The 24,942-nt window shown below is 66.4% G+C and carries 22 protein-coding genes; 10 read left to right on the plus strand and 12 right to left on the minus strand.

Going from position 1 to position 24,942, the window contains the following annotated elements; translation table 11 throughout:
- The first annotated feature begins 63 nt into the window (after positions 1-63).
- Positions 64-2,094: a M13 family metallopeptidase gene (locus tag AC1DW0_RS14870; protein WP_457353821.1), complete on the plus strand. Its 2,031-nt coding sequence runs from the start codon at positions 64-66 to the stop codon at positions 2,092-2,094.
- A 693-nt stretch (positions 2,095-2,787) separates the two neighbouring features.
- Here AC1DW0_RS14870 and AC1DW0_RS14875 read toward each other — a convergent pair.
- The gene (locus AC1DW0_RS14875; protein ID WP_477946644.1) at positions 2,788-4,605 is read right to left on the minus strand and encodes a S8 family peptidase; all 1,818 of its coding nucleotides are present in this window, start codon (positions 4,603-4,605) and stop codon (positions 2,788-2,790) included.
- A gap of 436 nt (positions 4,606-5,041) precedes the next feature.
- On the opposite strand from AC1DW0_RS14875, the gene AC1DW0_RS14880 reads away from it, so the two are divergent.
- Positions 5,042-5,539 carry a hypothetical protein gene (locus AC1DW0_RS14880; protein ID WP_056204144.1) on the plus strand — a complete coding sequence of 166 codons (498 nt, stop codon included), beginning with the start codon at positions 5,042-5,044 and terminating at the stop codon, positions 5,537-5,539.
- On the opposite strand, the gene AC1DW0_RS14885 is transcribed toward AC1DW0_RS14880, so the two are convergent.
- Positions 5,512-5,952, minus strand: coding sequence for an HIT family protein (locus AC1DW0_RS14885; protein WP_056204147.1), 441 nt, complete (start codon positions 5,950-5,952; stop codon positions 5,512-5,514). The genes AC1DW0_RS14880 and AC1DW0_RS14885 overlap by 28 nt on opposite strands.
- Positions 5,949-9,803 carry a DUF3683 domain-containing protein gene (locus tag AC1DW0_RS14890; RefSeq protein ID WP_477946646.1) on the minus strand — a complete coding sequence of 1,285 codons (3,855 nt, stop codon included), beginning with the start codon at positions 9,801-9,803 and terminating at the stop codon, positions 5,949-5,951. The genes AC1DW0_RS14885 and AC1DW0_RS14890 overlap by 4 nt, the downstream gene beginning before the upstream one ends.
- Before the next feature lie 235 nt (positions 9,804-10,038).
- Here AC1DW0_RS14890 and ugpB point away from each other — a divergent pair, with 235 nt between their 5' ends.
- From ugpB to AC1DW0_RS14925, 7 genes are all read left to right on the plus strand, one after another.
- Entirely contained in the window at positions 10,039-11,343 is a 1,305-nt protein-coding gene (ugpB, locus tag AC1DW0_RS14895; protein ID WP_457355592.1) for a sn-glycerol-3-phosphate ABC transporter substrate-binding protein UgpB, read from the plus strand.
- An 85-nt stretch (positions 11,344-11,428) separates the two neighbouring features.
- Positions 11,429-12,316, plus strand: a complete 888-nt coding sequence (gene ugpA, locus AC1DW0_RS14900; protein ID WP_477946649.1) for a sn-glycerol-3-phosphate ABC transporter permease UgpA — start codon at positions 11,429-11,431, stop codon at positions 12,314-12,316.
- On the plus strand, positions 12,316-13,164 hold the full coding sequence (ugpE, locus tag AC1DW0_RS14905; RefSeq protein WP_457355596.1) for a sn-glycerol-3-phosphate ABC transporter permease UgpE: 849 nt from the start codon (positions 12,316-12,318) through the stop codon (positions 13,162-13,164). Before ugpA ends, ugpE begins: the two co-directional genes overlap by 1 nt.
- The gene (locus AC1DW0_RS14910) at positions 13,165-14,220 is read left to right on the plus strand and encodes a sn-glycerol-3-phosphate import ATP-binding protein UgpC (RefSeq protein WP_457355598.1); all 1,056 of its coding nucleotides are present in this window, start codon (positions 13,165-13,167) and stop codon (positions 14,218-14,220) included. It begins immediately after the preceding gene.
- Positions 14,217-14,951, plus strand: a complete 735-nt coding sequence (gene ugpQ, locus AC1DW0_RS14915; RefSeq protein WP_457355600.1) for a glycerophosphodiester phosphodiesterase — start codon at positions 14,217-14,219, stop codon at positions 14,949-14,951. Before AC1DW0_RS14910 ends, ugpQ begins: the two co-directional genes overlap by 4 nt.
- Positions 14,948-15,784: a hypothetical protein gene (locus AC1DW0_RS14920; protein WP_477946652.1), complete on the plus strand. Its 837-nt coding sequence runs from the start codon at positions 14,948-14,950 to the stop codon at positions 15,782-15,784. Before ugpQ ends, AC1DW0_RS14920 begins: the two co-directional genes overlap by 4 nt.
- Positions 15,785-15,971: 187 nt before the next feature.
- Complete coding sequence (locus AC1DW0_RS14925; RefSeq protein WP_457355604.1) at positions 15,972-16,751, plus strand: PEP-CTERM sorting domain-containing protein; 780 nt, start codon at positions 15,972-15,974, stop codon at positions 16,749-16,751.
- A gap of 75 nt (positions 16,752-16,826) precedes the next feature.
- Here the strand turns inward: AC1DW0_RS14925 and AC1DW0_RS14930 are convergent, their stop codons facing one another.
- From AC1DW0_RS14930 to AC1DW0_RS14955, 6 genes are all read right to left on the minus strand, one after another.
- Positions 16,827-17,270, minus strand: coding sequence for a hypothetical protein (locus AC1DW0_RS14930; protein WP_477946655.1), 444 nt, complete (start codon positions 17,268-17,270; stop codon positions 16,827-16,829).
- A gap of 214 nt (positions 17,271-17,484) precedes the next feature.
- Complete coding sequence (locus AC1DW0_RS14935) at positions 17,485-18,030, minus strand: PEP-CTERM sorting domain-containing protein (protein ID WP_457355606.1); 546 nt, start codon at positions 18,028-18,030, stop codon at positions 17,485-17,487.
- Positions 18,031-18,382: 352 nt separating this feature from the next.
- Complete coding sequence (locus tag AC1DW0_RS14940) at positions 18,383-18,958, minus strand: GNAT family N-acetyltransferase (RefSeq protein WP_457355608.1); 576 nt, start codon at positions 18,956-18,958, stop codon at positions 18,383-18,385.
- A gap of 69 nt (positions 18,959-19,027) precedes the next feature.
- Complete coding sequence (locus tag AC1DW0_RS14945) at positions 19,028-20,296, minus strand: MFS transporter (protein WP_457355610.1); 1,269 nt, start codon at positions 20,294-20,296, stop codon at positions 19,028-19,030.
- Positions 20,297-20,439: 143 nt separating this feature from the next.
- Positions 20,440-20,832 carry a PPC domain-containing DNA-binding protein gene (locus AC1DW0_RS14950; RefSeq protein WP_477946658.1) on the minus strand — a complete coding sequence of 131 codons (393 nt, stop codon included), beginning with the start codon at positions 20,830-20,832 and terminating at the stop codon, positions 20,440-20,442.
- Positions 20,810-22,423, minus strand: a complete 1,614-nt coding sequence (locus AC1DW0_RS14955) for a gamma-glutamyltransferase family protein (RefSeq protein WP_477946660.1) — start codon at positions 22,421-22,423, stop codon at positions 20,810-20,812. Before AC1DW0_RS14955 ends, AC1DW0_RS14950 begins: the two co-directional genes overlap by 23 nt.
- Positions 22,424-22,545: 122 nt before the next feature.
- Here AC1DW0_RS14955 and AC1DW0_RS14960 point away from each other — a divergent pair, with 122 nt between their 5' ends.
- A complete protein-coding gene (locus AC1DW0_RS14960) occupies positions 22,546-22,830 on the plus strand; it encodes a hypothetical protein (RefSeq protein WP_082533018.1) in 285 nt (94 codons plus the stop codon).
- 61 nt (positions 22,831-22,891) lie between these two features.
- Here AC1DW0_RS14960 and sppA read toward each other — a convergent pair whose 3' ends face one another.
- From sppA to AC1DW0_RS14975, 3 genes are read right to left on the minus strand one after another with little or no spacing between them, the layout of a single operon-like run.
- Entirely contained in the window at positions 22,892-23,884 is a 993-nt protein-coding gene (gene sppA / locus AC1DW0_RS14965) for a signal peptide peptidase SppA (RefSeq protein WP_457390599.1), read from the minus strand.
- Between the two features lies 1 nt (position 23,885).
- Positions 23,886-24,272, minus strand: a complete 387-nt coding sequence (locus AC1DW0_RS14970; RefSeq protein ID WP_457390598.1) for a Rieske (2Fe-2S) protein — start codon at positions 24,270-24,272, stop codon at positions 23,886-23,888.
- Complete coding sequence (locus AC1DW0_RS14975) at positions 24,265-24,930, minus strand: HAD family hydrolase (protein ID WP_477946663.1); 666 nt, start codon at positions 24,928-24,930, stop codon at positions 24,265-24,267. The genes AC1DW0_RS14970 and AC1DW0_RS14975 overlap by 8 nt, the downstream gene beginning before the upstream one ends.
- Between the last annotated feature and the right edge of the window lie 12 nt (positions 24,931-24,942).

Genomic DNA, 24,942 nt, shown 5'->3' on the forward strand with positions numbered 1-24,942 from the left:
CGGCCCGCGATGGCGGTGGCCGCTCTAATCTCCCGGTTTCACGGCTTCCAGCTCGTCACCTCCATGCCCCGATTCGCCCGCCATTGCCTGGCCGCTGCCACCGCCCTGCTCGGACTGGCCGCCACCGCCCAGGCCCTCGACCTGAGCGGCCTGTCCAAGGACGTCAGCCCCTGCGACGACTTCTACGCCTTCGTCAATGGCAACTGGGAGGCCGCCACCGAGGTGCCTGCCAGCCGTGGCCGCATTGGCAACTTCGATCAGCTGCGCCAGAACAACGACGCGGTGCTGGACAAGGCACTGAAGGAATTGGCCGACAAGCCGGCGCTGCAGAACACACCGGGCCTGAAGCTCATTGCGGCCTATTTCTCAAGCGGCATGGACGAGGCCGCCGTCGAGGCGCGCGGCATCAGTTCGATCACGCCGCTGCTGAACCGGATTGACGGCCTGCAACGCCGCGAAGACCTGCCCACCCTGCTGGCGCTGCTGAACCGCAGCGGCATCCACGCGCCCCTGAACTTCAGCGTGCAGGCCGACCGCAAGGACACGCGCCGCAACGTGCTGGCGCTTTCGCAGTCGGGCCTGGGCCTGCCGGACCGTGACGACTACTTCCGCAGCGACGAGCGCACCCGCACCGTCAGCGCGGCCTACCGCAGCTTCGCCCAGACCCTGCTCGCCGCCGCCGGCCGCCCGGCCAGCGACGCCGAGCTGGACGCGCTGGTCGGCTTCGAGGCCCAACTGGCCGAGGCCACCCGCGAGCGCGCCAGGCTTCGCGATCCGAACGCCAACTACAACCCGATGAGCCCGGCGGAACTGGCCGCCGCCGCACCGGGGCTGGACTGGAGCGCCTACCTGGCCGTGCTGACCGCGGGCGCCAAACCGCCGCAGCGCTTTCTCCTGGGCCAGCCGGAATTCGCCACCCGCGTGGCCAAGCTGGCCGCCGATGCGCCGCTGGACCTGTGGCGCCGCTACCTGGCGGTGCGCGTGCTGGACACCTTGTCGCCCCGCCTGCCCAAGGCCTACGCCACGGCCTCGTTCGAGTACCGCGGCAAGACCATCACCGGCTTGCAAGCCCCCCCGCCGCGCAGCGAGGACGTCATCTTGCAGATCGGCGGGCGCACCGGCGGCGAGCCGATGGGCCTGGCGCTGGGTGAAGTGTTCGTCACACGCGCCTTCTCGCCCGAGGCGCAAAAGCGCGCGGGGCTGCTCGTGGAAGACGTGCGCGCCAGCATGAAGGAGCGCATCGAGAAGCTCGAATGGATGACGCCTGGCACCAAGGCCAAGGCGCTGGAGAAACTGGCCAATATGCAGGCCAAGATCGGCGCGCCTGAGAAGTGGCCGCAATACGAGGGCCTGCAGCTCGGCGCCAACGACTATGCCGGCAACTGGCTCAGGGTCTCGCTGTGGCACAGCGGCCAGCAGGTCAAGGACCTGGATTCGCCGGTGGAGCGCGGCCGCTGGCGCATGGCGCCGCACATCGTCAATGCGCAGGCGGGCGGCCTCAACGAGATCACCCTTCCGGCCGGCATCCTGCAGCCGCCGTTTTTCGACGCCAAGGCCGACGACGCGACCAATTACGGCGCCATCGGCACGGTCATCGGCCACGAGATCACCCACCATTTCGACGACAGCGGCCGCAACTTCGATGCCATCGGCTCATTGACCGACTGGTGGACAACGGCCGATGCCGCCGGCTACAAGGCCCGCGCCGACAAGGTGGCCGACCGCTACGCGGCGATCTCGCCGCTGCCCGGCTACAACATCAACGGCCGGCTCACGCTGGGCGAGAACATCTCCGACATGTCGGGTTTGCCCATCGCCTACGAAGGCCTGCAGCGCGCGCTCAAGCGCAGCGGTGGCGCGGACCGGAAGATCGAAGGCTACACGCCGGCACAACGCTTCTTCATCAGCAACGCGCTGGTCTGGCGATCCAAGGTGCGCACCGAGTTCCTCATCAACCAGGTGCGAACCGACCCGCACTCGCCGGCCAAGTTCCGCGTGCTGACGCCGATGAGCAATTCGGCTTACTTCGCGCAGGCGTTCTCGTGCAAGGCGGGGAGTGCGATGGTGGCGAGTGATCCGCTGACGGTGTGGTGAGTCGGGTTGTTGATTGAACTGAGACGGGGCTTCGGCCCCGTTTTCTTTTTTGGTCGCTCTTGCCGCGGTCCTCATGACCCGTGTGCAGTGCCGCGGGAATCCGCCCCGCGATGGCGGGTAACTTTTCTCTGACAACGCGCCAGAGAAAAGTCACCAAAAGAGGAGCGCTCAATGCAATCCGCACTCCAGCGGGATCAGGCGCTCGCGTTGCTCGAATCGGGCCGCGCCCCGAAGCGAGCCGCTGCGCTCTCGCCCACCACTTGTGCAGAGCACCAGCTATCGGACCTTCAAGCCGCTTAAGTCGCGGCTGCACGCCGGCGCCCGACAAATACCAAACAGCCGCGTCGCTCGGGCGACGCTGCATTTGGTTTTCTGATGAGCACGGCGTGCAGCCGCGCGTCGGACGGCCCACGGATCCGATGGATGGCGCTCGTGACAAGTCAGACGCGAGAGCGCAGCGGCTCGCTTCTTGTCGCAGCGCCAGTGGATGTTTTCGCGCGCCGCTCATGGCGGCGCCGCGATGGTGTGCGGTTCAGCGCCTCTTCTTTGGTGACCTTCTTCTGGCGCCGCAGAAGAAAGTTACCCGGCCGCCGGGACGGACTCCCGGCAATGCACCGAACAAAGAGAACAACCGCAAATGCCACAAAGAAAAACGGGGCCGAAGCCCCGTTCCCATTCAACCAACCAAACCGCTTACCACTGCAGCTTCAGCGTGTACGAGCCCGTGCCGCTGTAGCGCAGCACCTGCACATACAGCGTCACCGAGCCCGAGCCGCCATTGGCGTAGCTCGCGCTGTCGACCTGCCCCGCCGCCTTCTCGCTGCTGGCCACCGTCGTGCCGGAGCTGTTCTTGACGTAGAGGTCGAAGTCGTTACTGCTGCTGCCCATGGTCAGCGTCGCGGCCAGCGTCTTGCCGGCCGGCAGCGTCACCTTGAAGTAGTCGGTGTCGCTGGTCGAGCCGATGGTGCCGGCCACGTTGGCCGGTGCCGAGACGGTGTTGGCCGCCGAGATCGAGCCGTTGGACTCGGTCTCGTTGACCGTCGGCAGGCCGCCCGTGCCCGTGATGGCCGCCACCGCAGCCGCCGCATCCAGGATGCCGGCGCCGCATTGCGAGCAGCTGCCCGGGAAGGCTCGCGCGCTGCTGATCAGCGCGGCCTTGATCTGGTCGGGCGTGGCGGTCGGCTTGGCGCTCATCATCAGCGCGACGACACCGGCCACATGCGGCGTGGCCATCGACGTGCCCTGGTAGTAGGCATAGCTGTCGGCGCCCGGCGCCTTGGTGCCGGCGTTCAGCGTGCTGAGGATGCCGTTGCTGCTGCTGGAGCGCACATCACCACCGGGCGCCGCCAGCGTCACGATGGAGCCGTAGTTCGAGTAGTAGGCGCGAGCACCATTGCGATCCGTGGCTGCCACGGCAACCACGCCGGAGCAGTTCGCCGGGTTGGAGTTGCTGGCGTTCTGGTTCTCGTTGCCGGCTGCGACGATGACGCTCGTGCCGCGCGAACGGGCGCTGTTGATGGCATTCTGCGACGTGGTGTCGCAGGCACCGCCGCCACCGAGGGACATGTTGATGACCTTGGCCGGCGTGGCGTTGGTGGGCAGGCCCGAGACGCTGCCGCCCGAGGCCCAGACCATGCCGTCGGCGATGTCGGAGGTGTAGCCGCCGCACTTGCCCAGCACGCGCACGGGCTGCACCTTGGYGTTGAAGGCGATGCCCGCCACGCCGGTGGAGTTGTTGGTCTTGGCCGCGATGGTGCCGGCCACATGCGTGCCGTGCCAGCTGGAGTTGCTGGCCGGCTCGCCGGTGCCGCACTCGCCCGCGGCGGTCCAGTCGCCCGGGTCGCTCGGGTCGCTGTCACGGCCGCTGCCGTCGTTGGAGACGGCCGTGTCGTTGATCATGTCGTAGCCGGCGACGATCTGGCCCGACAGGTCGGCATGCGGGCGGTAGCCGGTGTCGATGACGGCCACGACGACGCCCGAGCCGGTGGACAGGTCCCAGGCCGCCGGGGCGCGGATGCCGCCGGTCGTCTCGTACAGGTCCCACTGCGAGCTGTAGCTCGTGTCGTTGGGCGTGAACATCGGGTACATCTTGCGGTCGGGTTCCGCGTAGGCGATGTTGGGGTCGGCCGCCTTGAGCTGGTTGGCCAGGCTCTGCATCTCGCCGTGCGAGAGCGCCTTGTCGAGCTTGTAGATGTGGGCGCCAGTGCCCATCTGGCGCAGCACGCGGGCCTTGGCGCCGCGCAGGGCCAGTGCCGAGTTCACGACATTCAGGCGAGCTTCCAGTGCGTTGGTAGCGATGCCGACGGCGCGCAGTACGGTGGCGTCCTGGGCATCAACCTGGGAGGCGTCGCGGTAGCTGACGATGAGGCGGTCGGTACTGCTCGCACGCACCAGGCTGGCAACGCCCACGTCGACCTGGGTGTTGGATACGCCAGCCTGGCTGGCACCCGCCGTCAGCAGGCCACAGGCCAGTGCGAGCAGGGTTCTCTTGTTGGCAAAAGCAAAACTCATTTGTGGTGGTTCCGGAAAAGTCACCGTGGCGGACGGCGCACCGGCTCGGCCCGCGGGATCTCCACGAGGAGCACCACTGTGTTCAGCTCGCCGGCAGGACTCAACCCAACAACAAAACCGTCCTGGCCGACATGGCGCATCCGAAGCGGGCCGCAGTGTGTCCGTGACACGAAGGCAGCCTTGTCACCAGCCGCAGTGACGGAAGTAACCCTAGCGGGCAATCACGGATGACAGCGCCCGTGACCAATGGCATGCGCACGCTCGAGCGAGCGAAACAAGCCGGCAGCAATTCGGTCGCGGTTTTCAGCGGGTCGTCGCATGGCACCGGCAACTCATCGCTTGCGGCTTGGGGCCGCTCATTCACGCGCCTAGCCTGAATACAGGTCGACGCGTTTTGCGGCGCCCGCCCCCCACCAAGAACCCACAGGAGCTCGTCATGTCCAACCGCTATTCGATTGCCCAGCGCACCCCTTTGCTCAACAGCCTGTTTGCCGGCGTCGCCTGTGCAGTCGCACTGACCCTGACTGCAGGCCCCGCGCTGGCCGCCCCAGGGGATCTGGAGCGCGTCGAAGTCAGCGGCCGTGTCGTCGAGGCGCCCGTGCGCTACGACATTCACGACGCCTGCGCCAGCCTCGACCGCCAACTGCAGGATGCGCTGCAGACCACCTGGGAGAACGAGCGCCGTGTCGGCCAAGTGAAGGTGCAGATCGTCATCGACGGCGGTGAAGTCACTGCTGTCAGGACCGACGGCATCTCCAACCGCATCGAGCGCACCGTGCGCAACGCGGCCAACATGTTGGAGTGCGGCCCGCAGAAGACGGCCGGCGCGCAGATCTATCGTTTCCGCGTCGACTTCATCGATCCCGACGACCGCAACAACCAGCAGGTCGCCGGCGCCGGGCGTGGCTATCGGATCGCGATGGTCAACGAGTGAAGCACGGCGGCGTCGACGCGAGCAAGCGCCAGCGGCAGGCGCTCTACCGCCGGGCCGCCCAGTTCGCGCTGGGGCATGGCCCAGATTGGCGCCGGGAAATGGCTGTCCCAGTCGAAACGCGCGACGACATGCCAGTGCAGATGAGGCACGACATTGCCGAGACTGGCGATGTTGACCTTGGTCGGCGCGAGCAAAGACCTTAAGGTCCGCTCGATCTCGGTGACAGCGTCCATGCAGGCGTGTCTATCCGTGACCGACAGGTCACTGAACTCGGCGACATGGGCGCTCCAGATGAGTCGGTAAAAGGCCGGGAAACGTTGCGCTTCGTCGCCATCGACGACGCGCACGACGCGGAACTGCGGCGTGCGAGCGACGACGAAACCGCCGTCGCCCTCGCACAAGGGGCAGCTCACACCAGCACCCGCTCGATGCCGCCGTTGTTGGCCTTGGCCACGTACTCCGGCATCCAGTTGGGGCCGAGGATCTGGTTGGCCATCTCGACGACGATGTAGTCGGCCTCCAGCAGGCCGTTCTGCAAGTCATCACCGTAGCGGGACAGACCCTGCAGGCAACTCGGGCAGGACGTCAGGATCTTCAGGTTGTCGTTCGCGCCGACCTTGCCGCTGTCGCGCAGCTGCGTCTCGGTCTTGCGCAGTTCCTCTTCCTTGCGAAAGCGCACCTGCGTCGAGATGTCTGGCCGCGTCACGCCCAGCGTGCCGCTCTCGCCGCAGCAGCGCTCGCTCTTCACGACGTTGTCACCCACCAGCGCCTTCACCGTCTTCATCGGCTCCTGCAGCTTCATCGGCGAATGGCAGGGGTCGTGGTACAGGTAGCTGGTCTTGGACCCGAGCGTGATGCCCTTCTCCAGCAGGTACTCGTGGATGTCGATGATGCGGCAGCCCGGGAAGATGTCCTCGAACTTGTAGCCCTGCAGTTGGTCGAAGCAGGTCCCGCACGACACCACCACCGTCTTGATGTCCAAGTAGTTCAGCGTGTTGGCGACGCGGTGGAAGAGCACCCGGTTGTCGGTGATCATCTTCTCGGCCTTGTCGAACTGGCCCGAGCCGCGCTGCGGGTAGCCGCAGCACAGATAGCCGGGCGGCAGCACCGTCTGCACGCCGGCATGCCAGAGCATGGCCTGCGTGGCCAGGCCCACCTGGCTGAACAGCCGCTCCGAGCCGCAGCCGGGGAAATAGAACACCGCCTCGGTCTCGCTCGCCATCGACGGCGGGCGAATGATGGGCACGTAGTCCTTGTCCTCGATGTCCAGCAGCGCCCGCGCCGTCTTCTTGGGCAGGCCACCGGGCAGCTTCTTGTTGATGAAGTGGATGACCTGTTCCTTGATCGGCGCGGCACCCAGCGTGGCCGGCGGCGCGCTGGTCTGCTTGCGCCCCGCGAGCTTGAACAGGTCGACCGCAAAGCGCTGCGCCTTGAAGCCGATGCCCACCATGGCCGTGCGCATGAACTTGATGGTCTCGGGGTTGGTCGCGTTCAGCATGAACATGGCCGCCGCATTGCCCGGCCGCCAGGTCTTCTGGCCCATCTTGCGCAGCAGGTTGCGCATGTTCATCGTCACGTCGCCGAAGTCGATCTTGACCGGGCAGGGCGACAGGCATTTGTGGCAGACCGTGCAGTGGTCGGCCACGTCCTCGAACTCCTGCCAGTGCTTGATCGACACGCCGCGGCGCGTCTGCTCCTCGTACAGGAAGGCTTCGACCAGCAGCGAGGTGGCGAGGATCTTGTTGCGCGGGCTGTAGAGCAGGTTGGCGCGCGGCACGTGCGTGGCGCAGACCGGCTTGCACTTGCCGCAGCGCAGGCAGTCCTTGATCGAGTTGGCGATCTCGCCGATGTCGCTCTGCTGCATGATCAGCGACTCGTGCCCCATCAGGCCGAAGGACGGCGTGTAGGCATTGCGCAGGTCGGCCGGCAGGGAAGCATCCTTCAGCAGCTTGCCCTTGTTGAAGCGGCCTTCGGGGTCGACGCGCTTCTTGTAGGCCGTGAAGTTGGCGATCTCGTCGTCGGTCAGGAACTCGATCTTCGTGATGCCGATGCCGTGCTCGCCGGAGATGACGCCGTCCAGCGAACGCGCCAGCGTCATGATGCGCGCCACGGCCGCATGCGCCGTCTGCAGCATCTCGTAGTTGTCGCTGTTGACGGGGATGTTGGTGTGCACATTGCCGTCGCCGGCGTGCATGTGCAGGGCCACCCAGACACGGCCGCGCAGCACTTCCTTGTGGATGCGCTTGAGCTCGGCAATCAGCGGCTCGAAGGCCGCGCCGTTGAAGATGGCCTGCAGGGGCTTGAGGATCTGCGTCTTCCACGAGGCGCGCAGCTCGTGCGTCTGCAGGCCCTCGAAGAATTGGCTGTCCAGGCCGTCCAGCCACTGCTGCCACTGTCCACCCACTTCGCGCAACAGCGCCAGCGCTTGCTGGACGCGGTCTTCCAGCAGCTCCGCGCTCGGGATGTCGCCGGCGTCGTCGCTCTTGCCCAGCGGCAGCTTGCCCGTCAGGAACAAGGCCTGCAGCGCCGTCACCAGCGCCAGCTTGTTGCGCAAGCTCAACTCGATGTTGATGCGCTCGATACCCAGCGTGTACTCGCCCATGCGGTGCAGCGGGATCACCACGTCCTCGTTCACCTTGAACGCGTTGGTGTGCTTGCTGATGGCCGCGGTGCGCTTGCGGTCGAGCCAGAACTTCTTGTGCGCATCGGCGCTGACGGCAACGAAGCCCTCGCCCGAGCGGCCATTGGCCAGGCGCACGACCTCGCTCGTCGCACGCGCCACGGCATCCGCGTCGTCGCCGACGATGTCGCCCACCAGCACCATCTTGGGCAGGCCACCGCGCTTGCTCTTGGTGGCGTAGCCCACCGCCTTCAGGTAGCGGTCGTCCAGATGCTCCAGGCCCGCCAACAGCACGCCGGTGTCGGCAATCGAGAACATGTAGTCCTTGATGTCGACGATGCTGGGCACGCAGTCTTTCGGGTTGCCGAAGAACTCCAGGCAGACCGTACGGACGTGCGCCGGCATGCGGTGCACGATCCAGCGCGCGCTGGTGATGAGGCCGTCGCAGCCTTCCTTCTGGATACCCGGCAGGCCGGCGAGGAACTTGTCCGTCACGTCCTTGCCCAGGCCCTCCTTGCGGAAGACGCGGCCGGGGATGTCCAGGCGCTCGGTCTTTTCCAGCTTGGTGCCCGACGCGTCGAAGTAACGCAGCTCGAAGCTGGCTAGTTCCACGTCATGGATCTTGCCGAGGTTGTGGTTGAGGCGGATGACCTCCAGCCACTTGGCCTCGGGCGTCACCATCTTCCAGCTGGCCAGGTTGTCCAGCGCCGTGCCCCACAGCACGGCCTTCTTGCCGCCGGCGTTCATGGCCACGTTGCCGCCGATGCAGCTGGCCTCGGCGCTGGTCGGGTCCACCGCAAAGACGAAGCCGTTCGCCTCGGCCATGTCCGCCACACGCTGCGTGACGACACCGGCCTCGCTGAAGATGGTCGGCACCTCGCGGTCCAGGCCGGGCAAACGCAGCATCTCGACGCCGCGCAGCGCTTCCAGCTTTTCGGTGTTGATGACGGCGCTGTTCCACACCAGCGGAATCGCGCCGCCCGTGTAGCCCGTGCCACCGCCTCGCGGAATCACGGTCAGCCCCAGCTCGAAGCAGGCGCCCACGAGGCCGGCCATCTCGGCCTCGGTGTCGGGCGTCAGCACGACGAAGGGGTACTCGACGCGCCAGTCGGTCGCGTCCGTCACGTGGGACACGCGCGACAGGCCGTCGAACTTGATGTTGTCCTTGGCGGTGTGCTTGGCGAGCTTCTTGGCCGAGCGCTTGCGCAGTTCAGCCACGCGCTCGAACATCAATGCGAACTCGGCCACCGCACCGCGCGCCGCCTTCAGCAGCTCACCGACCGACGCGTCGCGTTGCGCATCGGCAGCGGCGTCACGGCGCTTCTCCACCTCGCCCAGGCGATGGTGCAGGGCCTCGATCAGCTGGCCACGGCGGCGAGGGTTGTCCAGCAGGTCGTCCTGCAGATACGGGTTGCGCTGCACCACCCAGATGTCGCCCAGCACCTCGTACAACATGCGCGCGGAGCGGCCCGTGCGACGCTCTAACCGCAACTGGTCCAGCAGCTCCCAGGCCCGGGAGCCCAGCAGGCGGATGACGATCTCGCGGTCGGAGAACGACGTGTAGTTGTAGGGAATCTCGCGCAACCGGGGGGCTGCGCTCTCAGCCGCTTCAGCGGTGGGCATCAGGGGATGCGGAGCGTTCATGGCAACCGGCGTGACCGGAAAAGTAGCCTTCGCAGGCTGGTTCGGGCGGGCAGCGGCTCGGGTCGGCAGCAGGGCGGGCAAGGACTACCCGGCTTGTGGCCACGGCCCCTCGCGGCAAGGGTTGGAATCCTAACCGAGGGGGGTTGCCCCCAGGGCGCCACCGTGTTTGCCCGCCATTCGTCGCTCATCAAGCGGCGCTATGCTGGCCCGCAAAACACCGCATGGAGACACTGCAATGAAGTCGTTCGCCTATGTCATGGCGCTGGGCGCTGCCCTGGGCCTGGCCAGCCCGGCCCAGGCCCAGACCGAGATCCAGTGGTGGCACGCCATGGGCGGCGCGCGCGGTGAATGGGTCAACGACCTGGCCAAAGACTTCAACGCCAGCCAGAAGGACTACAAGGTCATCCCCACCTTCAAGGGCACCTACGACGAGTCCATGCCCGCGGCCATCGCCGCCTTCCGGGCCGGCAATGCACCCCACATCCTGCAGGTCTTCGAGGTCGGCACGGCCACCATGATGGCCAGCAAGGCCGCCATCAAGCCTGCAGCCGATCTCATGAAGGAAGCGGGCATCCCTTTCGACCCCAGCGCCTATGTGCCCGCAGTGGCCAGCTATTACACGGCTCCCAACGGCCAGATGCTGAGCTTCCCCTTCAACAGCTCGACGACCGTTTTCTTCTACAACAAGGATGCGCTGAAGGCCGCCGGCGTCGACAAGCCGCCCACGAGCTGGCCCGAGGTGGCTTCGGCGGCCGCCAAGCTCAAGGCCAACGGCAGCAAGTGCCCCCTCACCACATCGTGGATGAGCTGGACGCAGCTGGAGAGCTTCTCGGCCTGGCACAACGTCGAGTTCGCCACCAAGAACAACGGCTTCGGCGGCCTGGACGCACGCCTGGCCTTCAACACGCCGCTGCACCTGCGCCACATCGAGAACCTGGCCAACATGTCCAAGCAAGGGCTCTTCGTCTACAAAGGCCGCGGCAATACGTCCGACGCCACCTTCGTGTCGGGCGAGTGCGCCATGACCACGGCCTCGTCCAGCATCTACGGCGACATCAAGAAGAACGCCAAGTTCGCCTTCGGCATCACCGCCCTGCCCTACTACCCGGACGTGCCCGGCGCACCGCAGAACACCGTCATCGGCGGCGCCAGCCTCTGGGTGATGGCAGGCAAGAAGCCGGCCGAGTACAAGGGCGTGGCCAAGTTCTTCGAGTACCTGGCGCGGGCCGATGTCGCCTCCGAAAGCCACAAGCGCACCGGCTACCTGCCGGCCACCAAGGCGGCCTTTGTTGCTACCGAGGCCAGCGGCTTCTACAAGGCCAACCCGGGCAGCGACGTGGCCGTCAACCAGATGATCCGTAAGACCACCGACAAGTCGCGTGGCGTGCGCCTGGGCAACCACCCGCAGATCCGCACCATCGTCGATGAGGAATTCGAGCTGATCTGGGCCGGCAAGAAGACCGCGAAGGAAGGTATCGATGCCGCCATTCAGCGCGGCAACGAGCAGCTCGAAAAATTCGCTAGAACGGCCAAGCTCTGAACTGAGATGAGGCCCCCACGCTCGCCATGCTCGCTGCCCCCCGAGGGGGCGCCAGTGCCCTCCGGACGGCCGAGCGGGCACTGACATGGCGCAAGAAAAACGCGTCGTCTTCCGCTCCCGCTGGCTGCCGTGGCTGCTGCTGGCGCCGCAGGCGGCGGTCATCGGCGTGTTCTTCTTCTGGCCGGCGGCCCAGGCGCTGCTGCAATCTCTGCAGCAGCAGGACGCCTTCGGCCTGTCAACCGAATGGGTTGGCCTGGACAACTTCAAGGCGCTGTGGGCCGACGCGAGCTATCTCGACTCGTTCAAGACCACGGCGGTTTTCTCCTTGCTGGTGGCGGTGCTGGGCCTGTCGATCTCGCTGCTGCTGGCTGTCATGGCCAACCGCGTGGTGCGCGGCGCCGGTATCTACAAGACGCTGCTGATCTGGCCCTACGCCGTGGCGCCGGCCATCGCCGGCGTGCTGTGGCTCTTCATGTTCGCGCCGTCCATCGGCATCGTGGCCTATGGGCTGCGGGCCCTGAGCTACGACTGGAACCACCTGCTCAACCCCGACCACGCCATGACGCTGATCGTCATGGCCGCGGTGTGGAAGCAGATCTCCTACAACTTCCTGTTCTTCCTGGCCGGCTTGCAGTCCATCCCGCGCTCGCTCATCGAGGCGGCGGCCATCGACGGCGCCAGCCCCTGGCGGCGCTTCTGGGACGTGACCTTCCCGCTGTTGTCGCCCACCAGCTTCTTCCTGCTGGTGATCAACATCGTCTACGCCTTCTTCGACACCTTCGGCATCGTCGACGCCGCCACGCAAGGCGGCCCCGGCAAGGAGACGGCCATCCTGGTCTACAAGGTCTATCACGACGGCTTCAAGGCCCTGGACTTGGGCGGCTCGGCGGTGCAGAGCGTCGTGCTGATGGTCATCGTCGTCAGCCTGACCATCCTGCAGTTCCGCTTCGTCGAGAAGAAAGTGAACTACTGATGGTCGAAAGAAAACCCTGGCTGGACTGGCTGGCCCACGCCATCCTGCTGCTGGGCGTGGCGGTGGTGGCCTTTCCGCTCTACGTGACCTTCATCGCCGCTTCGCAGACGTCTGAGGCCATCTTGCATGCGCCCATGCCGCTGGTGCCGGGCGGGCATCTGATCGACAACATGGCCACGGCCCTGGGCGGCGGCACCGGTTCGGGCTCCAGCGCGCCGGTGGCCCGCATGATGTGGGTGAGCTTCGTGACGGCCATGGTGATTGCCGTCGGCAAGATCGCCATCTCGCTGCTGTCGGCCTTTGCCATCGTCTACTTCCGCTTCCCGCTGCGCCAGCTGTTCTTCTGGGCCATCTTCGTGACGCTGATGCTGCCGGTGGAAGTGCGCATCGGGCCCACCTACCAGGTGGTGGCCGACCTGCACATGCTCAACAGCTATGCCGGCCTGACCGTGCCGCTGATTGCGTCGGCCACGGCCACCTTTTTGTTCCGCCAGTTTTTCCTGACGGTGCCCGACGAGTTGGTGGAAGCCTCGCGCATCGACGGCGCCTCGCCGCTGCGCTTCTTCAAGGACGTGCTGCTGCCGCTGTCCACCACCAGCATCGCCGCCCTCTTCGTCATCCAGTTCATCTACGGCTGGAACCAGTACCTCTGGCCGCTGCTGGTGACCACCGACGAGTCCATGTACCCCGTGGTCATCGGCATCAAACGCATGATCAGCGGCGGCGAGGCGGCCAACGACTGGAACCTCGTCATGGCCACGGCCCTGCTCGCCATGATCCCGCCCGCGCTGGTCGTGATCCTGATGCAGCGCTGGTTCGTTAAAGGTTTGGTAGATACAGAGAAATAAATGGCTGCCATCTCCATCCGCAAACTCTTCAAACGCTATGGCCACGGCGCCAAGGCGGTGCAGGTCATCCACGGCGTGGACGCCGAGGTCCACGACGGCGAGTTCGTCGTCATCGTCGGCCCCTCGGGCTGCGGCAAGTCCACGCTGCTGCGCATGGTGGCGGGGTTGGAGGAGGTCAGCGAGGGCGAGATCGCCATCGGCTCTCGGGTCGTCAACAACGTCGAGCCGGCGGACCGTGACATCGCCATGGTGTTCCAGAACTACGCCCTCTACCCGCACATGAGCGTCGGCCAGAACATGGCCTACGGCCTCAAGCTGCGCAAGATGCCCAAAGCCGAGATCGACGAGCGCGTGCAGCGTGCCGCCAAGATCCTGGAGCTGAGCCATCTGCTGGAACGCAAGCCGCGCGAACTGTCCGGCGGCCAGCGCCAGCGCGTGGCCATGGGCCGCGCCATCGTGCGCGACCCGCAGGTCTTCTTGTTCGACGAGCCGCTGTCCAACCTCGACGCCAAGCTGCGCGTGCAGACACGGCTGGAGATTCAGAAACTGCACCGCGAGCTGGGCGTCACCTCGCTGTTCGTCACCCACGACCAGGTCGAGGCCATGACGCTGGCGCAGCGCATCATCGTCATGAACGGCGGCCGCATCGAGCAGATGGGCACGCCCGAGGAGGTCTACGGCCAGCCGGCCTCGACCTTCGTCGCCAGCTTCATCGGCTCGCCGGCCATGAACCTGCTGCCGGGCCGACAGCACGGCGGGCAGTTCTACATCGACGGCGCCGAGCTCGACGTGCCGCCGGGCGTGGAAGGCGAACTCACGCTGGGCCTGCGCCCCGAGCATGCGCAGCTGGCCGACCGGGGCTGGCCCCTGCGCGTGGAGATGATCGAGATGCTGGGCGCCGAGCGCCTGGTCTATGGCAAGCTGGGCGCCGGCACGCCCTTCACGCTGCGCCTGGACGCCACCCTGCCCCCACCGCAGCCGGGCGACTGGCTGCACCTGGCCTTCAGCCCCGTGCACCTGCACCGCTTCGACGCCAAGACGGGACAAAGGCTGTGAAGACGCATTGGCCCTATCCGCTGTGGCTGGCCCATCGAGGCGCCGGCAAGCTGGCGCCGGAGAACACGCTGGCGGCCTTCCGCATGGGCGCAGGCTTTGGCTTTCGTGCGTTTGAGTGCGACGTCAAGCTCAGCCAGGACGGCCAGGCCTTTTTGCTGCACGACGACACGCTGGACCGCACGACCAGCGGCCAGGGCTCGCCGGCTTCAGCAGACTGGGCACAGCTGGCCGGGCTCGACGCCGGCAGCTGGCACAGCCCCCCGTTTGCCGCCGAACCGCTGCCGCGCTTCGCCCAGATCGCCGCCTTCTGCCAGGCCAACGGCTGCGCGCTGAATGTCGAGATCAAGCCCTGCCCCGGCGAGGAGGCCCGTACCGGCGCGGCCGTCGCCCGCGAGGCCGCTCGGCTGTGGGCCGGCGCACTGCCACCGCTGTTGAGTAGCTTCAAGCCTGAAGCCATCGCTGCAGCCCGCGACGTCGAGCCCGCCTTGCCACGCGCGTTGCTGCTGGACAAGCTGTGGGACGGCTGGCCCGAGGCCGCCGAGGCGCTGGGCGTCGTCGCCGTCATCACGAACTACCGACTGATGGACCGCGCGCTGATCGACCGCCTGCATGCCAGGGGCTGGCGGGCGCTGGTCTACACGGTCAACGACGCGGCGATAGCCGAGCGGCTCATTGCCGACGGCATTGACGGAATCATCACGGACGCCGTTCGCGAACTCGGACCTCAATGAACTCGCCCCTGCTCAAGACCCTTTGCGCCGCGACCCTCGGGCTGCTCGCAGCAGTGGCCCGCGCCGCCGCACCCAACTGCGAAACCGATCCGCAGCTGCAGCTCGACCGCATCACCGAACGGGTCATCCTGGTCGGCGAGACCCATGGCAACGAGCAATCGCCGGCCTTCGTGGCCCGGCTGGTCTGCGGCCTGCTGGCACTCGATCGCCCCGTCATCGTGGCGGTGGAACGAGTCAGCCTTGAACAGCCGGCGCTGGCCCGCTACCTGGCATCGGCCGGCCGCGCCGATGACGTCCGCGCACTGCTCCGCGAGGAGGACTGGGCAGCGCCCGCGCAGGACGGACGCAGCAGCGTGGCGATGCTCAAGCTGCTGGAGCAGGTGCGGCGCTGGCGCCAGGCGGGGCAACCTGTCGAGCTGATCGCCATGGTGCAGCCCTGGAGTTCCGATGCCGCTGCCTCCGCGCCCGCCAGCGATCCCAAGCTCGTGCAGGCCCGGGAGGACCGCGGCATGGCCGACACCGTCACCGCGGCCCTCGCCCGGCATCCCGCGCACAGCGCCGTCGTGCTGGCCGGCAGCTTCCACACCGTCATCGGGTCCAAGATTCACCAGGACATCATCGGCTCGCCGTCCCTGGGCGACGTGCTCGCGACCCGCACGGCCGTCCATGTCATCGGCTTGAGCAGCGGCGCCGGTTCGTCCTGGACCTGCCGAACCAGCTGCGGCCCGAACCCGGTGCTCGCCGCCCCCTGGGATCTGCCCGATGCCCGCATCGACACCCGCGTCAGCCTCGGCGAGGTCAGCGTTTCGCCGCCGGCAGCGGCGATGCGCTGATCAACTGCGCGATGCGCGAGTAAAAGGCCACGTTGCGCGGATGCCCACAGCAACTCGTCCGTCGCGTCCTTCCGTGCGGTGAGCCCGCCAGTCCCTAACGCCTTAAGCAGCATGACTAGGGATGGGCTTTACGGGCGAAATGCGAGAACGTCTTCCAAGTTTCAGAAAAGGCTCAAAGGAGACCTGTATGAAAAGGATGCTTGCCGTGTGCGGCTTTTTGGCAGCGAGCCTGTCGTGTCAAGCCGATATTCAAGCCACCGCCTCGTTGAGCGGCTTTCACTTCGAGCTGATCGACCTCGATCTGGGTGACGGAATTTCACCTTCCCTCACGTTAAAGACGAGTACATCAGACGCAACGATCTGGACAACCACACCCGAGGGAATAACGGATCAACTGTCCGTGCAAACCGCAGTGCCCCTTACAGGCTTCTCTCGCTCGCTGACTCGCGGGGATCAGACAGGTGAGATCGAGCTGGTGAACACGAGCCTGAACAGCCTTCGCCTGACGACTTTCGTCAATTCATCGCTGGATTCGATGGCGCCACCGCATTCGGGTACCGGCACCTACGCGTACACGGGGTGGTATCCCAGCTTCATGCTCTCAGCCAAAACTCAGCTGACCATCGTTGCAGACGCCAAGCTCGCGGCGTCTTCCACCATTCCGGTCGACCCGAGCCTTGTCAATACGGCGATGGTCAATAGTCTCCTCAGCGCGTCAACGGTTGGCCAATATGACGATGATTCATTTCAGAAATTGATCAGTGGCAATAATGGATTCTCATTCACCGGCGAGAAGACGTTGTCGGTGACCGTTTCGAACGACTCGAACGAAAGCAGAAATGTGAGTGTTTCCGCCTATATCAGCTCGACCCAGGTGCTGAATCCGGTCCCAGAACCGGCAAGCATTTCCCTGTTGATGGCCGGACTTGCGTTGGTGGGCATGATTCTGAAACGGCGCAGAGGCTGACCGCCATCATTGAGCGCAACGGCACGTCGGTCGTGTGACCAGTAAATCAACAACAATGATGCCCTCGCCGCCGAACTAGCAGACAGCCACCTTTTCCCGGCTGCGAGAGACGAAGTTCGTTGTTCCCGCTGCCCCATACCGTCGCCTTGAACCATGCCACGCGCAAACTAGAGCAAAGGCAGCCAAAGTGAATTGAATGACCCCGGCTTCTAAACGCCAACCCGCATCCACTGTGGATGCGTCTAGCAAGTTGTTCAGGCCGATCAGAGTGTCCTTACTCCACAGGACAGCGCGACGGTCTGCGCTACGCCCTACAACATCACCTGCGTTGTTGATGTCAGCGGCGTTGAAGGCACCGAGATCGGTGACGGTGGCGCCGTCCCACAGGGCGGCGTGTGAGCCAGCATCGCCAGCGATATCGCTGTCACCCACCACTTGGCCTCGATCGTTTATCGCTCGAGCAAAGCTGTCAGTACCGCCCAGCGTACGTAAATCCGCAGCGATAGTGCCGTGCCACAAGATGGCATGCCTCGCCGCATTTTTCGTGATATCCCCGCGCCCACTATTTGGCCGGAATTATTAATGCCCAAAGCGAAAGTTTCACCGCCACCCAAAGTGCCGAGAAGGGTTTTGACACCGCCATTCCACAACGTTGCATTGGATTCGGAAAAAGCAGGCAAGTAGTGTTGCCCACCACTTGGTCTGTAAACCGGGAGGGCGGCTGCTGTTTCAGTCATAGAGGGAGTCCGCGGGCGGTCGTCTCGCACCACCGGCGGCGCAGCGACCAAAGACCTACGAACCCGCCGGTGAAGGCCAGCCAACCGCTGGGCTCCGGCACAGGCGACAGCGTCGCGCCGTTGAAGAATCCCGACCCGGTGCTCATGGTCTCTCCCGCGAAATTCTTGATGTCCGTCAGCTCGAAACGCACCGCGAACGGCGTTGACAGCGAAGCGCTGGTCTCAAAGCCGAACGTCGCCGTCACTGGATGGCTGTAATCGGTGTTGATCCAGCTCGCAGAGCCGCCCCCCGGATCCGCCGTCCACTGCAGCGTGATGACCTGGGGCACGCCGAAGTCAAGAGTGACGTCGCCCTTGGCATCCAGCAATGCGGCCCACGCTGCCACCGACCCTGGCCCGCTCGCCACGGGCGTCGCCAAGGCGTTGTCCCAGCTGAGTTGGAAGGTGACCGCGCTCAAATCGACCGCTGGCTTCGAGCCGAAGAAGAAAGTGGTGGTGGCCGTGCCTCCGGGAACAAAGCTGCCAGAGGTCATGTAGAGCATGACCTCATCGAAGTCAGCGACCGCGCGGGCAGACGGGCTGCACGTCAAGGCGGCAGCCACCAAAGCCAGGGTGGCCAGACGTGGCCGGGCAAGAGGGCGCACAGCACAAATGATTGACATGGTGGAACCTTCGGGTGAGGCGGATGAGAGCGCCTGTGCAGCATGCGCCCGCACCCCGTCGTGTCCAATCCCTATGCCGGCACGGTGACACGAGTCGGCTGCTTCGGCGGCGACGAATGCCTCTGCCTGACCTTGTCCCCCGCGCCATCGGCATCTTGCGCGCCGCTCAGACCGCCGCGCCCCCCAAGGTCGTGCTCTGGAGGTCGACGCTGCTAGGGAAGGTCTGGCAAGTTCAGGACACGCGCGCGTAGACGCATGTGTCGCGGGGATGCCCGTCGACACCAAGCGCCTCATTGCGCAGGATGCCTTCCAGCTCGAAGCCGCAACGTTCGGCAACCGCGCGGCTCCTGACGTTGCGCGGATCGCAGCGGATCTCGACACGGCGCGCGGACAGCACATCGAAGGCCAGGCCTGTCAGCAATCGCACGGCCTCGCTGACATGGCCCTGGCCCGCCGCCTCGGGGCGGATCCAGTAGCCGATCTCGAAGCGCCGCACCGTCCAGTCCATGCGGTGCAGGCCGGTGCCGCCCAGCAGCCGACCCGGGCTTCCATCGGCGCGGCGGGCGTAGATGTGGAAGCACAGGTCGCGTCGGGCGATGAAGTCGGCCTGCATGCGGCGCACCACCATCTCCGAGCTCTCCGCTGTCGGCGCCTCCTGGGCCCACGGCATCCAGGGGCGCAGATGCGAGATCGCCTGCGTGATGACGACGGCCAGCTCCGCGCCGACGCCGGCACGCGGCATCAGCAGCACGGTGCGCTCGCCGTCCAGGCGCTCGGGGATGTCGATCAACAGCGGATCAAGACTCATGGGCACCCTTCGCGCTGCGCGCTGTCCCGCCGGGCGGGAGCTGAGCCCCTTCGGGCGGCCGAACGGGGCTCATGCTGTCACCACTTCAACCGGCTTGGGCAGTTCGCGCACGCCGCGGATGACTGGGTGACGCCAGGCCAGGGCCGCCAGCAGGCACGCGCCTACGCCCGAGAAGGCCAGCGCCGAGCGCAGGCCCATGTGCTCGCCCAGCCAGCCACCGATCAGTGCGCCCGGCCCGGCAGGCAGCAGGATGAGCCAGCGCATCGTGCTCGTCATGCGGCCCAGCATGGGCGCCGGCGTGACGGCCTGGCGCAGCGACAGGAAGTTGATGAAGATCAGCACGGCACCGAAGCCGAAGGCGAACAGCATCACGCCAAAGCTGACCACGCCCAGATGACCCGCCGGCGCCAGCGCCAGCTGCAGCCAGCCGACACCGCAGGCCGCATAACCCAGCACCAGGCATGGCCCCGGGCCGATGCGGCGGCTGATACGGTGGCCGAAGATGCTGGCCAGCACGGTACCGGCGCCCAGCGCGACGTAGGACAGGCCGACCGTCTGCGGCGCGAGCTGCAGCTCGCGCGTTGCAAACAGGATCTGCACGACCAGGGCGGCGTTGTGGAAGAGCTGCCAGCCACCGGTGGCGGTGGCCAGGCTGATGAGCAGCTTGTGCGAGCGCACGAAAGCCAGGCCTTCCTTCAACGAGGGCCAGAAAGCGCCGCGCGTGGCCGACAGCTGCTCCTGCACGCGGATGCCACGCAGGATGACTGCCGACGCGAGCAGGGCCACGGCATCCACGGCCAAGGCCAGCGGAGCGCCCAGCAGCTTGATCAGCACGCCGGCCAGGCCCGGCCCGACGACCTCGGCGCCAGAACCGGCCAAGGCGTTCTTGGCATGCGCCTCGACAAGCCGCTCGCGTGGCACCACCTGGGTCAGCACGATCTGCGCGGCGCTGCCAGCCGTCGTGTGCACGGTGCCCAATACGAAACCAACGACATACAGCCAGCCCATGCCCAGCCAACCCATCCACGCGGCCAGCGGCACCGTGGCCACCGCGAAGGCGAGCAGGGTCTCACCCGCCACATAGACCGGCAGCTTGCGCATGCGATCCAGCAGCACGCCCGAGGGCAGCGAGAACAGCACGAAGGGCAGGATCTCCATCGCCTGCAGCAGGCCCATCTGCGTGGGGCTGGCGTTGAGCAGCACGGCGGCCGTCAGTGGCAGGGCCAGCATGGTGACCTGGCCGCCAAGGGAGGATATGAGGATGGACGACCACAGCCGCCGGTAGATCGCATCGCGCAGCAGGTCGCCGGGCGCGAGGGTGAAAAACTTGGAGAACATGACGCTGGAGGCTCCGACAGGACTCGACGGGCGGGTCAGCCCCGCCGGGATGAAACGACGCGCAGGGGCGTCAGTCGAGGTCGAGCAACTTGGTCATGCGCTGCATGCTAGCAGCGCGGCCGCGCGGTGTCGCGTGCCGGCAGTCATGGCTTGCGGACGACAAGCTCGGTGTAGCCCGTGGCCGAATCGAATTCGCGCGACAGCGAGCCGGTGGGCAGCGACTCAATCAGCAACTCGGCCGTCGTGCGCACCTCGCAGCCGGCACACACATGGCCGCCGAACACGCGACCCGCCGCATCGGACACGCTGGCATGCAGATGCGCGCCATCGGGCGTCAGGCTGCCGCTGAGCGTCAGGATTTCGAGCGGCCCGGCGATGGTGGTCGGCTCCGGTTCGCCAGCGAAGCGCAATTGCGCATGAACGAGGCTGCCGATGCCGGCGACGACAAAGCCGGTGCGGCCTTCCAGCGCGCCGCGCAGGTCGTCCCCGGGGTTCAGGCGCAAGACCTCCACTTCAGTAGCCCACGGCCGCGCCATCGCGCCGCGGATCGCTGGCCGCCACATAGCCCTCGACACCCGGATCACCCAGCCGCCAGATGAACTGGCCGGCGCCGAAGTCCTGGTAGCTGTCGTGGATGTCGCCGATCTCATGGCCGCGCGCGCGCAGCGCCTCGATGGTCGCCGCCGGCATGTGCAGCTCGACGTTGATCGACAAACCTTCGTTGAAGCGCCAGCGCGGCGCATCGCAGGCAGCCTGCGGGTTCTGGCCGTAGCAGAGCATGCGCACCAGCGTCTGCAGATGCCCCTGCGGCTGCATGTTGCCGCCCATGACGCCGAAGCTCATCACGGGCGCGCCGTCCTTCGTCAGGAAGGCCGGGATGATGGTGTGGAAGGGCCGCTTGCCCGGTGCGACCTGGTTGGGGTGGCCGGCCTCCAGCGTGAAGCAATGGCCACGGTTCTGCAGGCTGATGCCATAGCCCGGCAGCACCAGGCCAGAGCCGAAGCCCATGTAGTTGCTCTGGATGAAGCTGACCATCATTCCCGATTCATCGGCCGCGGTCAGATAGATGGTGCCGCCCTTGATGGGGTTGCCGGCACCGAAGGCCTGGGCGCGCTGCGGGTCGATGAGCTTGGCGCGCGAAGCAAGGTAGCCGGGATCGAGCAACTGGGCCGCGCTGACCGTCATCGCGCCGGGCTCGGCCACGTAGCGGTAGACGTCGGCAAAGGCCAGCTTCATCGCTTCGATCATCAGATGCTGGGCCTCGGGGCTGTCGACCTCGTGCGCCGTCACATTGCAATGCGCCAGCAGGCCCAGCGCCATCTGTGCGGCGATGCCCTGGCCGTTGGGCGGGATCTCGTGCAACGTATGGCCCGCAAAGTCCTTCGCCAGTGGTGTAACCCACTCAGGCTGATAGCCCGCCAGGTCGGCCTCGGTCAGCGCGCCGCCGGTCTCGCCCGCAAATCGAACGAGCGCCTGCGCAATCTCGCCGCGGTAGAACGCCTCGCCCTTGGACTCCGCAATCAGCTTCAGGCTGCGCGCCGCTTCCTGAAAGCGAAACAGCTCGCCCACCTCGGGCGCTCGCCCTTGCGGCAGAAAAGCCCGAGCAAAGCCGGGCTGCGATGTGAGCTCGCTCAACGCCGCCGCCATGGCCCACTTGCCCTGCACGATCGGCGGCACCGCATAGCCGCGCTCGGCGATCTCGATGGCGGGTTGCATCAGATCGGCGAACGGCAGCTTGCCGAAGCGCTCGCTCAGCGCCATCCAGCCGCCCACGGCGCCAGGCACGGTCACCGAGCCCCAGCCACGCTTGGGCATGACCTGCCCCCCGAAGAATGACGAGGTCCACGCCGCCGGCGCTGGGCCGGATGCGTTCAGGCCATGCAGCCGCTTGCCGTCCCACAGGATGCAGAACGCATCCGAGCCCAGGCCATTGCTGCAGGGTTCGACCAGCGTCATGCAGGCCGCCGTCGCGATCGCCGCATCGACCGCGTTGCCGCCCGCCTGCAGCATGCGCAACCCGGCCTGGGCCGCCAGTGGATGCGAGGTCGAGACGATGTTGCGCGCGAACAGCGGGCTGCGCCGGCTTGAATAGCCAGCGCTCCAGTCGAAGTGGGATGCGGTGTTCATGCGCCCGATTCTGCCGGTGTAAGGCTTTGCAACGTGGTCAACGATGCCGGGCGAGGCGTCGTTGTCACCCCAAGCTTGCGCAAGCCGAACCGAAATCCCCGAACCACCTTGGAGCCCTCAAGATGAACACGCTGAAGACCACGATCGCCACTGCCCTCATCACGCTCGCTTCGGGCGTGGCCCTGGCCCAGACTCCGGCTGCCACGCCGGCCACCGCTGCCACACCCGCCACGGCGGCAACGCCGGCTACCAAGGCCGCACCGGCCACCGCCGCCACGCCTGCAGTCGCCGCCACGCCGGCCGATGCAGCCAGCGCTGCCAAGCACGCCCCCAAGCACCATGCGAAGAAGCACGCTGCCGCCAAGACCGGCGACATGCCTGCCAAGACCGAAACCAAGACGCAGTAAGCGCATCAGCGCTCCGCGCAAGGCCGCAGCCCGCAATGGCTGCGGCCTTTTTGTTGCCCGATCAGCGGATCGGCGCCATCTCTTTCAGTGCCTTCACCGCACCGGCGCCCATGGCCGCGCCAAAACGCTTGGCCAGGCGCTCAGCGACGTTCTCGCGCGGCGTGTAGTCGATGACGTCCTCGGCCTTGACGACCTCGCGGGCCACATAGTCGAGGTTGCCGAAGTGGTCGGCCAGGCCCAGCTTGACGGCCTGCTCACCGTTCCAGAACAGGCCCGAGAAGGTCTCCTGCGTCTCCTTGAGCCGCTTGCCGCGGCCTTCGCGCACGACGGCGATGAACTGCTGATGGATCTGGTCCAGCATGGCTTGCGCGTAGGCGCGCTGCTTGGGGTTCTCCGGACTGAACGGGTCCAGCATGCCCTTGTTCTCGCCGGCAGTCAGCAGGCGGCGCTCGATACCGACCTTCTCCATCAAACCGGTGAAGCCAAAGCCATCCATCAGCACGCCGATGGAGCCGACGACCGAGGCCTTGTCGACATAGATTTCGTCGGCCGCTGCGGCGATGTAGTACGCGCCGGAGGCACACATCTCCTCGACGACGGCATAGACCGGCTTGTCGTACTGCTTCTTCAGCCGCTTGATCTCGTCGTAGACGATGCCGGCCTGCACCGGGCTGCCACCGGGCGAGTTGATGCGCAGCACGACGGCCTGGGCCGCGTCGTCCTTGAAGGCGTCTTTCAGCGCGGCCAGCAACTGCTCGGCGCTGGCCTCGGTGTCGGCGGCGATCTCGCCACGCACCTCGACCAGGGCGGTGTGCGGCGTCGTCGACGGCGTCACGTGCTTGCCCTGCAGCCACAAGCTGTAGACCAGCAGGGCCGCGAGCAGCAACCAGAACAGCCGGAACACCGTGCGCCAGCGCCGCTCCAGCCGGCGCTCACGCAGGAAGTCGCGGGCCAGCTGGGCCAGCAGCGTCTCGTTTTGCGGCGTGAGCTGTACCGGCACGCCGACGGGCTCGGGCATCGGGGGAGGCAGGGAGTCGTCAGAGGTGCTGCTCATATCAATCTTCAAAAGCGGGCTTGGTGTCCCGGGTCGGGTGCCAGTAGACCTCGCCATCGCGCTCGGTCAGGTCGATCTTCGTCAAGCGGCCGCGGTTACAGGGGCCCATGACGCATTGGCCGGTCGATGGTTCGTAGACGGCGCCATGGATGCTGCACATGATGAAGCGCTTGTCGCTGTCCAGGAACTCGCCTTCCTGCCAGTCCATCTCGGTGGGCACATGGGCGCAGCGGTTCAGGTAGGCGACCGCCTTGCCGTCGAAACGCAGCGCGAAGGCTCGCACCGGCTCGCGCCACTGGATGACGTCGAAGCTGACGGCCTTGCCGCGCTCCACCAGTTCGGCCGAAGCGCACAGGCGCTGCAGCGGCGCGGCTTCGGGCTCAGGCATGTGCGATCAGCCAGTCGTGCAGCTCGCGCGTCGAGTGCGCAACGAAGAGCGGCTTGAACTCGGCAAAGGTCTCGTGGTCATGCGCGCCAAAGCTGACCGCGACGCAGGGCACACCGGCATTCATGGCCAGCTGCAGGTCGTGCGTCGTGTCGCCGATCATCAGCGTGCGCTCGGGCTCGGTGCCGAACTCCTTCATCAGCTCCAGCAGCATCTGCGGATGCGGCTTGGAACGCGTCTGGTCGGCTGTGCGCGTGCCGTCGAACAAATGACCCAGTTCGCTTGACGCCAGCACGCGGTCCAGGCCCGCGCGGTTCTTGCCGGTCGCCACGGCCAGCCAGTGGTGCCGCGCCTTCAAGGCCTCCAGCATCTCCAGCGTGCCTTCGAACAGCGAGAGTTCGTGCTCCGAGGCGAGGTAGTGGTGGCGGTAGCGCAGGCCCAGCTCGGGGTAGCGCTCGGCGGCCAGGCCGGGCACGGCATGCTCGAGGGCATCGCGCAGGCCCAGGCCGATGACATAGCGGCAGTTCTCGAACCCGGGCTCAGGCAGACCGATGTCGACGGCGGCGCGCTGGATGCAGCGGGCGATCAGCGCGGTGGAGTCAAACAGGGTGCCGTCCCAGTCGAAGGCGATCAGGTCGAATTGTTGCGGGCGGGAGGTCATGAAGGGATTGTC

It is taken from the genome of Roseateles sp. P4_D2, from assembly GCF_056401875.1.

Coding starts and splice junctions, on each gene's coding strand:
- sppA (WP_457390599.1), bottom strand. CDS start 23,884: ATGAGCAGCACCTCTGACGACTCCCTGCCTCCCCCGATGCCCGAGCCC.
- AC1DW0_RS14910 (WP_457355598.1), top strand. CDS start 13,165: ATGGCTGCCATCTCCATCCGCAAACTCTTCAAACGCTATGGCCACGGC.
- AC1DW0_RS14950 (WP_477946658.1), bottom strand. CDS start 20,832: ATGGCGCGGCCGTGGGCTACTGAAGTGGAGGTCTTGCGCCTGAACCCC.
- AC1DW0_RS14870 (WP_457353821.1), top strand. CDS start 64: ATGCCCCGATTCGCCCGCCATTGCCTGGCCGCTGCCACCGCCCTGCTC.
- AC1DW0_RS14880 (WP_056204144.1), top strand. CDS start 5,042: ATGTCCAACCGCTATTCGATTGCCCAGCGCACCCCTTTGCTCAACAGC.
- AC1DW0_RS14925 (WP_457355604.1), top strand. CDS start 15,972: ATGAAAAGGATGCTTGCCGTGTGCGGCTTTTTGGCAGCGAGCCTGTCG.
- AC1DW0_RS14890 (WP_477946646.1), bottom strand. CDS start 9,803: ATGAACGCTCCGCATCCCCTGATGCCCACCGCTGAAGCGGCTGAGAGC.
- AC1DW0_RS14935 (WP_457355606.1), bottom strand. CDS start 18,030: ATGCTCTACATGACCTCTGGCAGCTTTGTTCCCGGAGGCACGGCCACC.
- AC1DW0_RS14945 (WP_457355610.1), bottom strand. CDS start 20,296: ATGTTCTCCAAGTTTTTCACCCTCGCGCCCGGCGACCTGCTGCGCGAT.
- ugpA (WP_477946649.1), top strand. CDS start 11,429: ATGGCGCAAGAAAAACGCGTCGTCTTCCGCTCCCGCTGGCTGCCGTGG.
- AC1DW0_RS14955 (WP_477946660.1), bottom strand. CDS start 22,423: ATGAACACCGCATCCCACTTCGACTGGAGCGCTGGCTATTCAAGCCGG.
- AC1DW0_RS14975 (WP_477946663.1), bottom strand. CDS start 24,930: ATGACCTCCCGCCCGCAACAATTCGACCTGATCGCCTTCGACTGGGAC.
- AC1DW0_RS14970 (WP_457390598.1), bottom strand. CDS start 24,272: ATGCCTGAGCCCGAAGCCGCGCCGCTGCAGCGCCTGTGCGCTTCGGCC.
- AC1DW0_RS14920 (WP_477946652.1), top strand. CDS start 14,948: ATGAACTCGCCCCTGCTCAAGACCCTTTGCGCCGCGACCCTCGGGCTG.
- ugpB (WP_457355592.1), top strand. CDS start 10,039: ATGAAGTCGTTCGCCTATGTCATGGCGCTGGGCGCTGCCCTGGGCCTG.
- AC1DW0_RS14960 (WP_082533018.1), top strand. CDS start 22,546: ATGAACACGCTGAAGACCACGATCGCCACTGCCCTCATCACGCTCGCT.
- ugpE (WP_457355596.1), top strand. CDS start 12,316: ATGGTCGAAAGAAAACCCTGGCTGGACTGGCTGGCCCACGCCATCCTG.
- AC1DW0_RS14940 (WP_457355608.1), bottom strand. CDS start 18,958: ATGAGTCTTGATCCGCTGTTGATCGACATCCCCGAGCGCCTGGACGGC.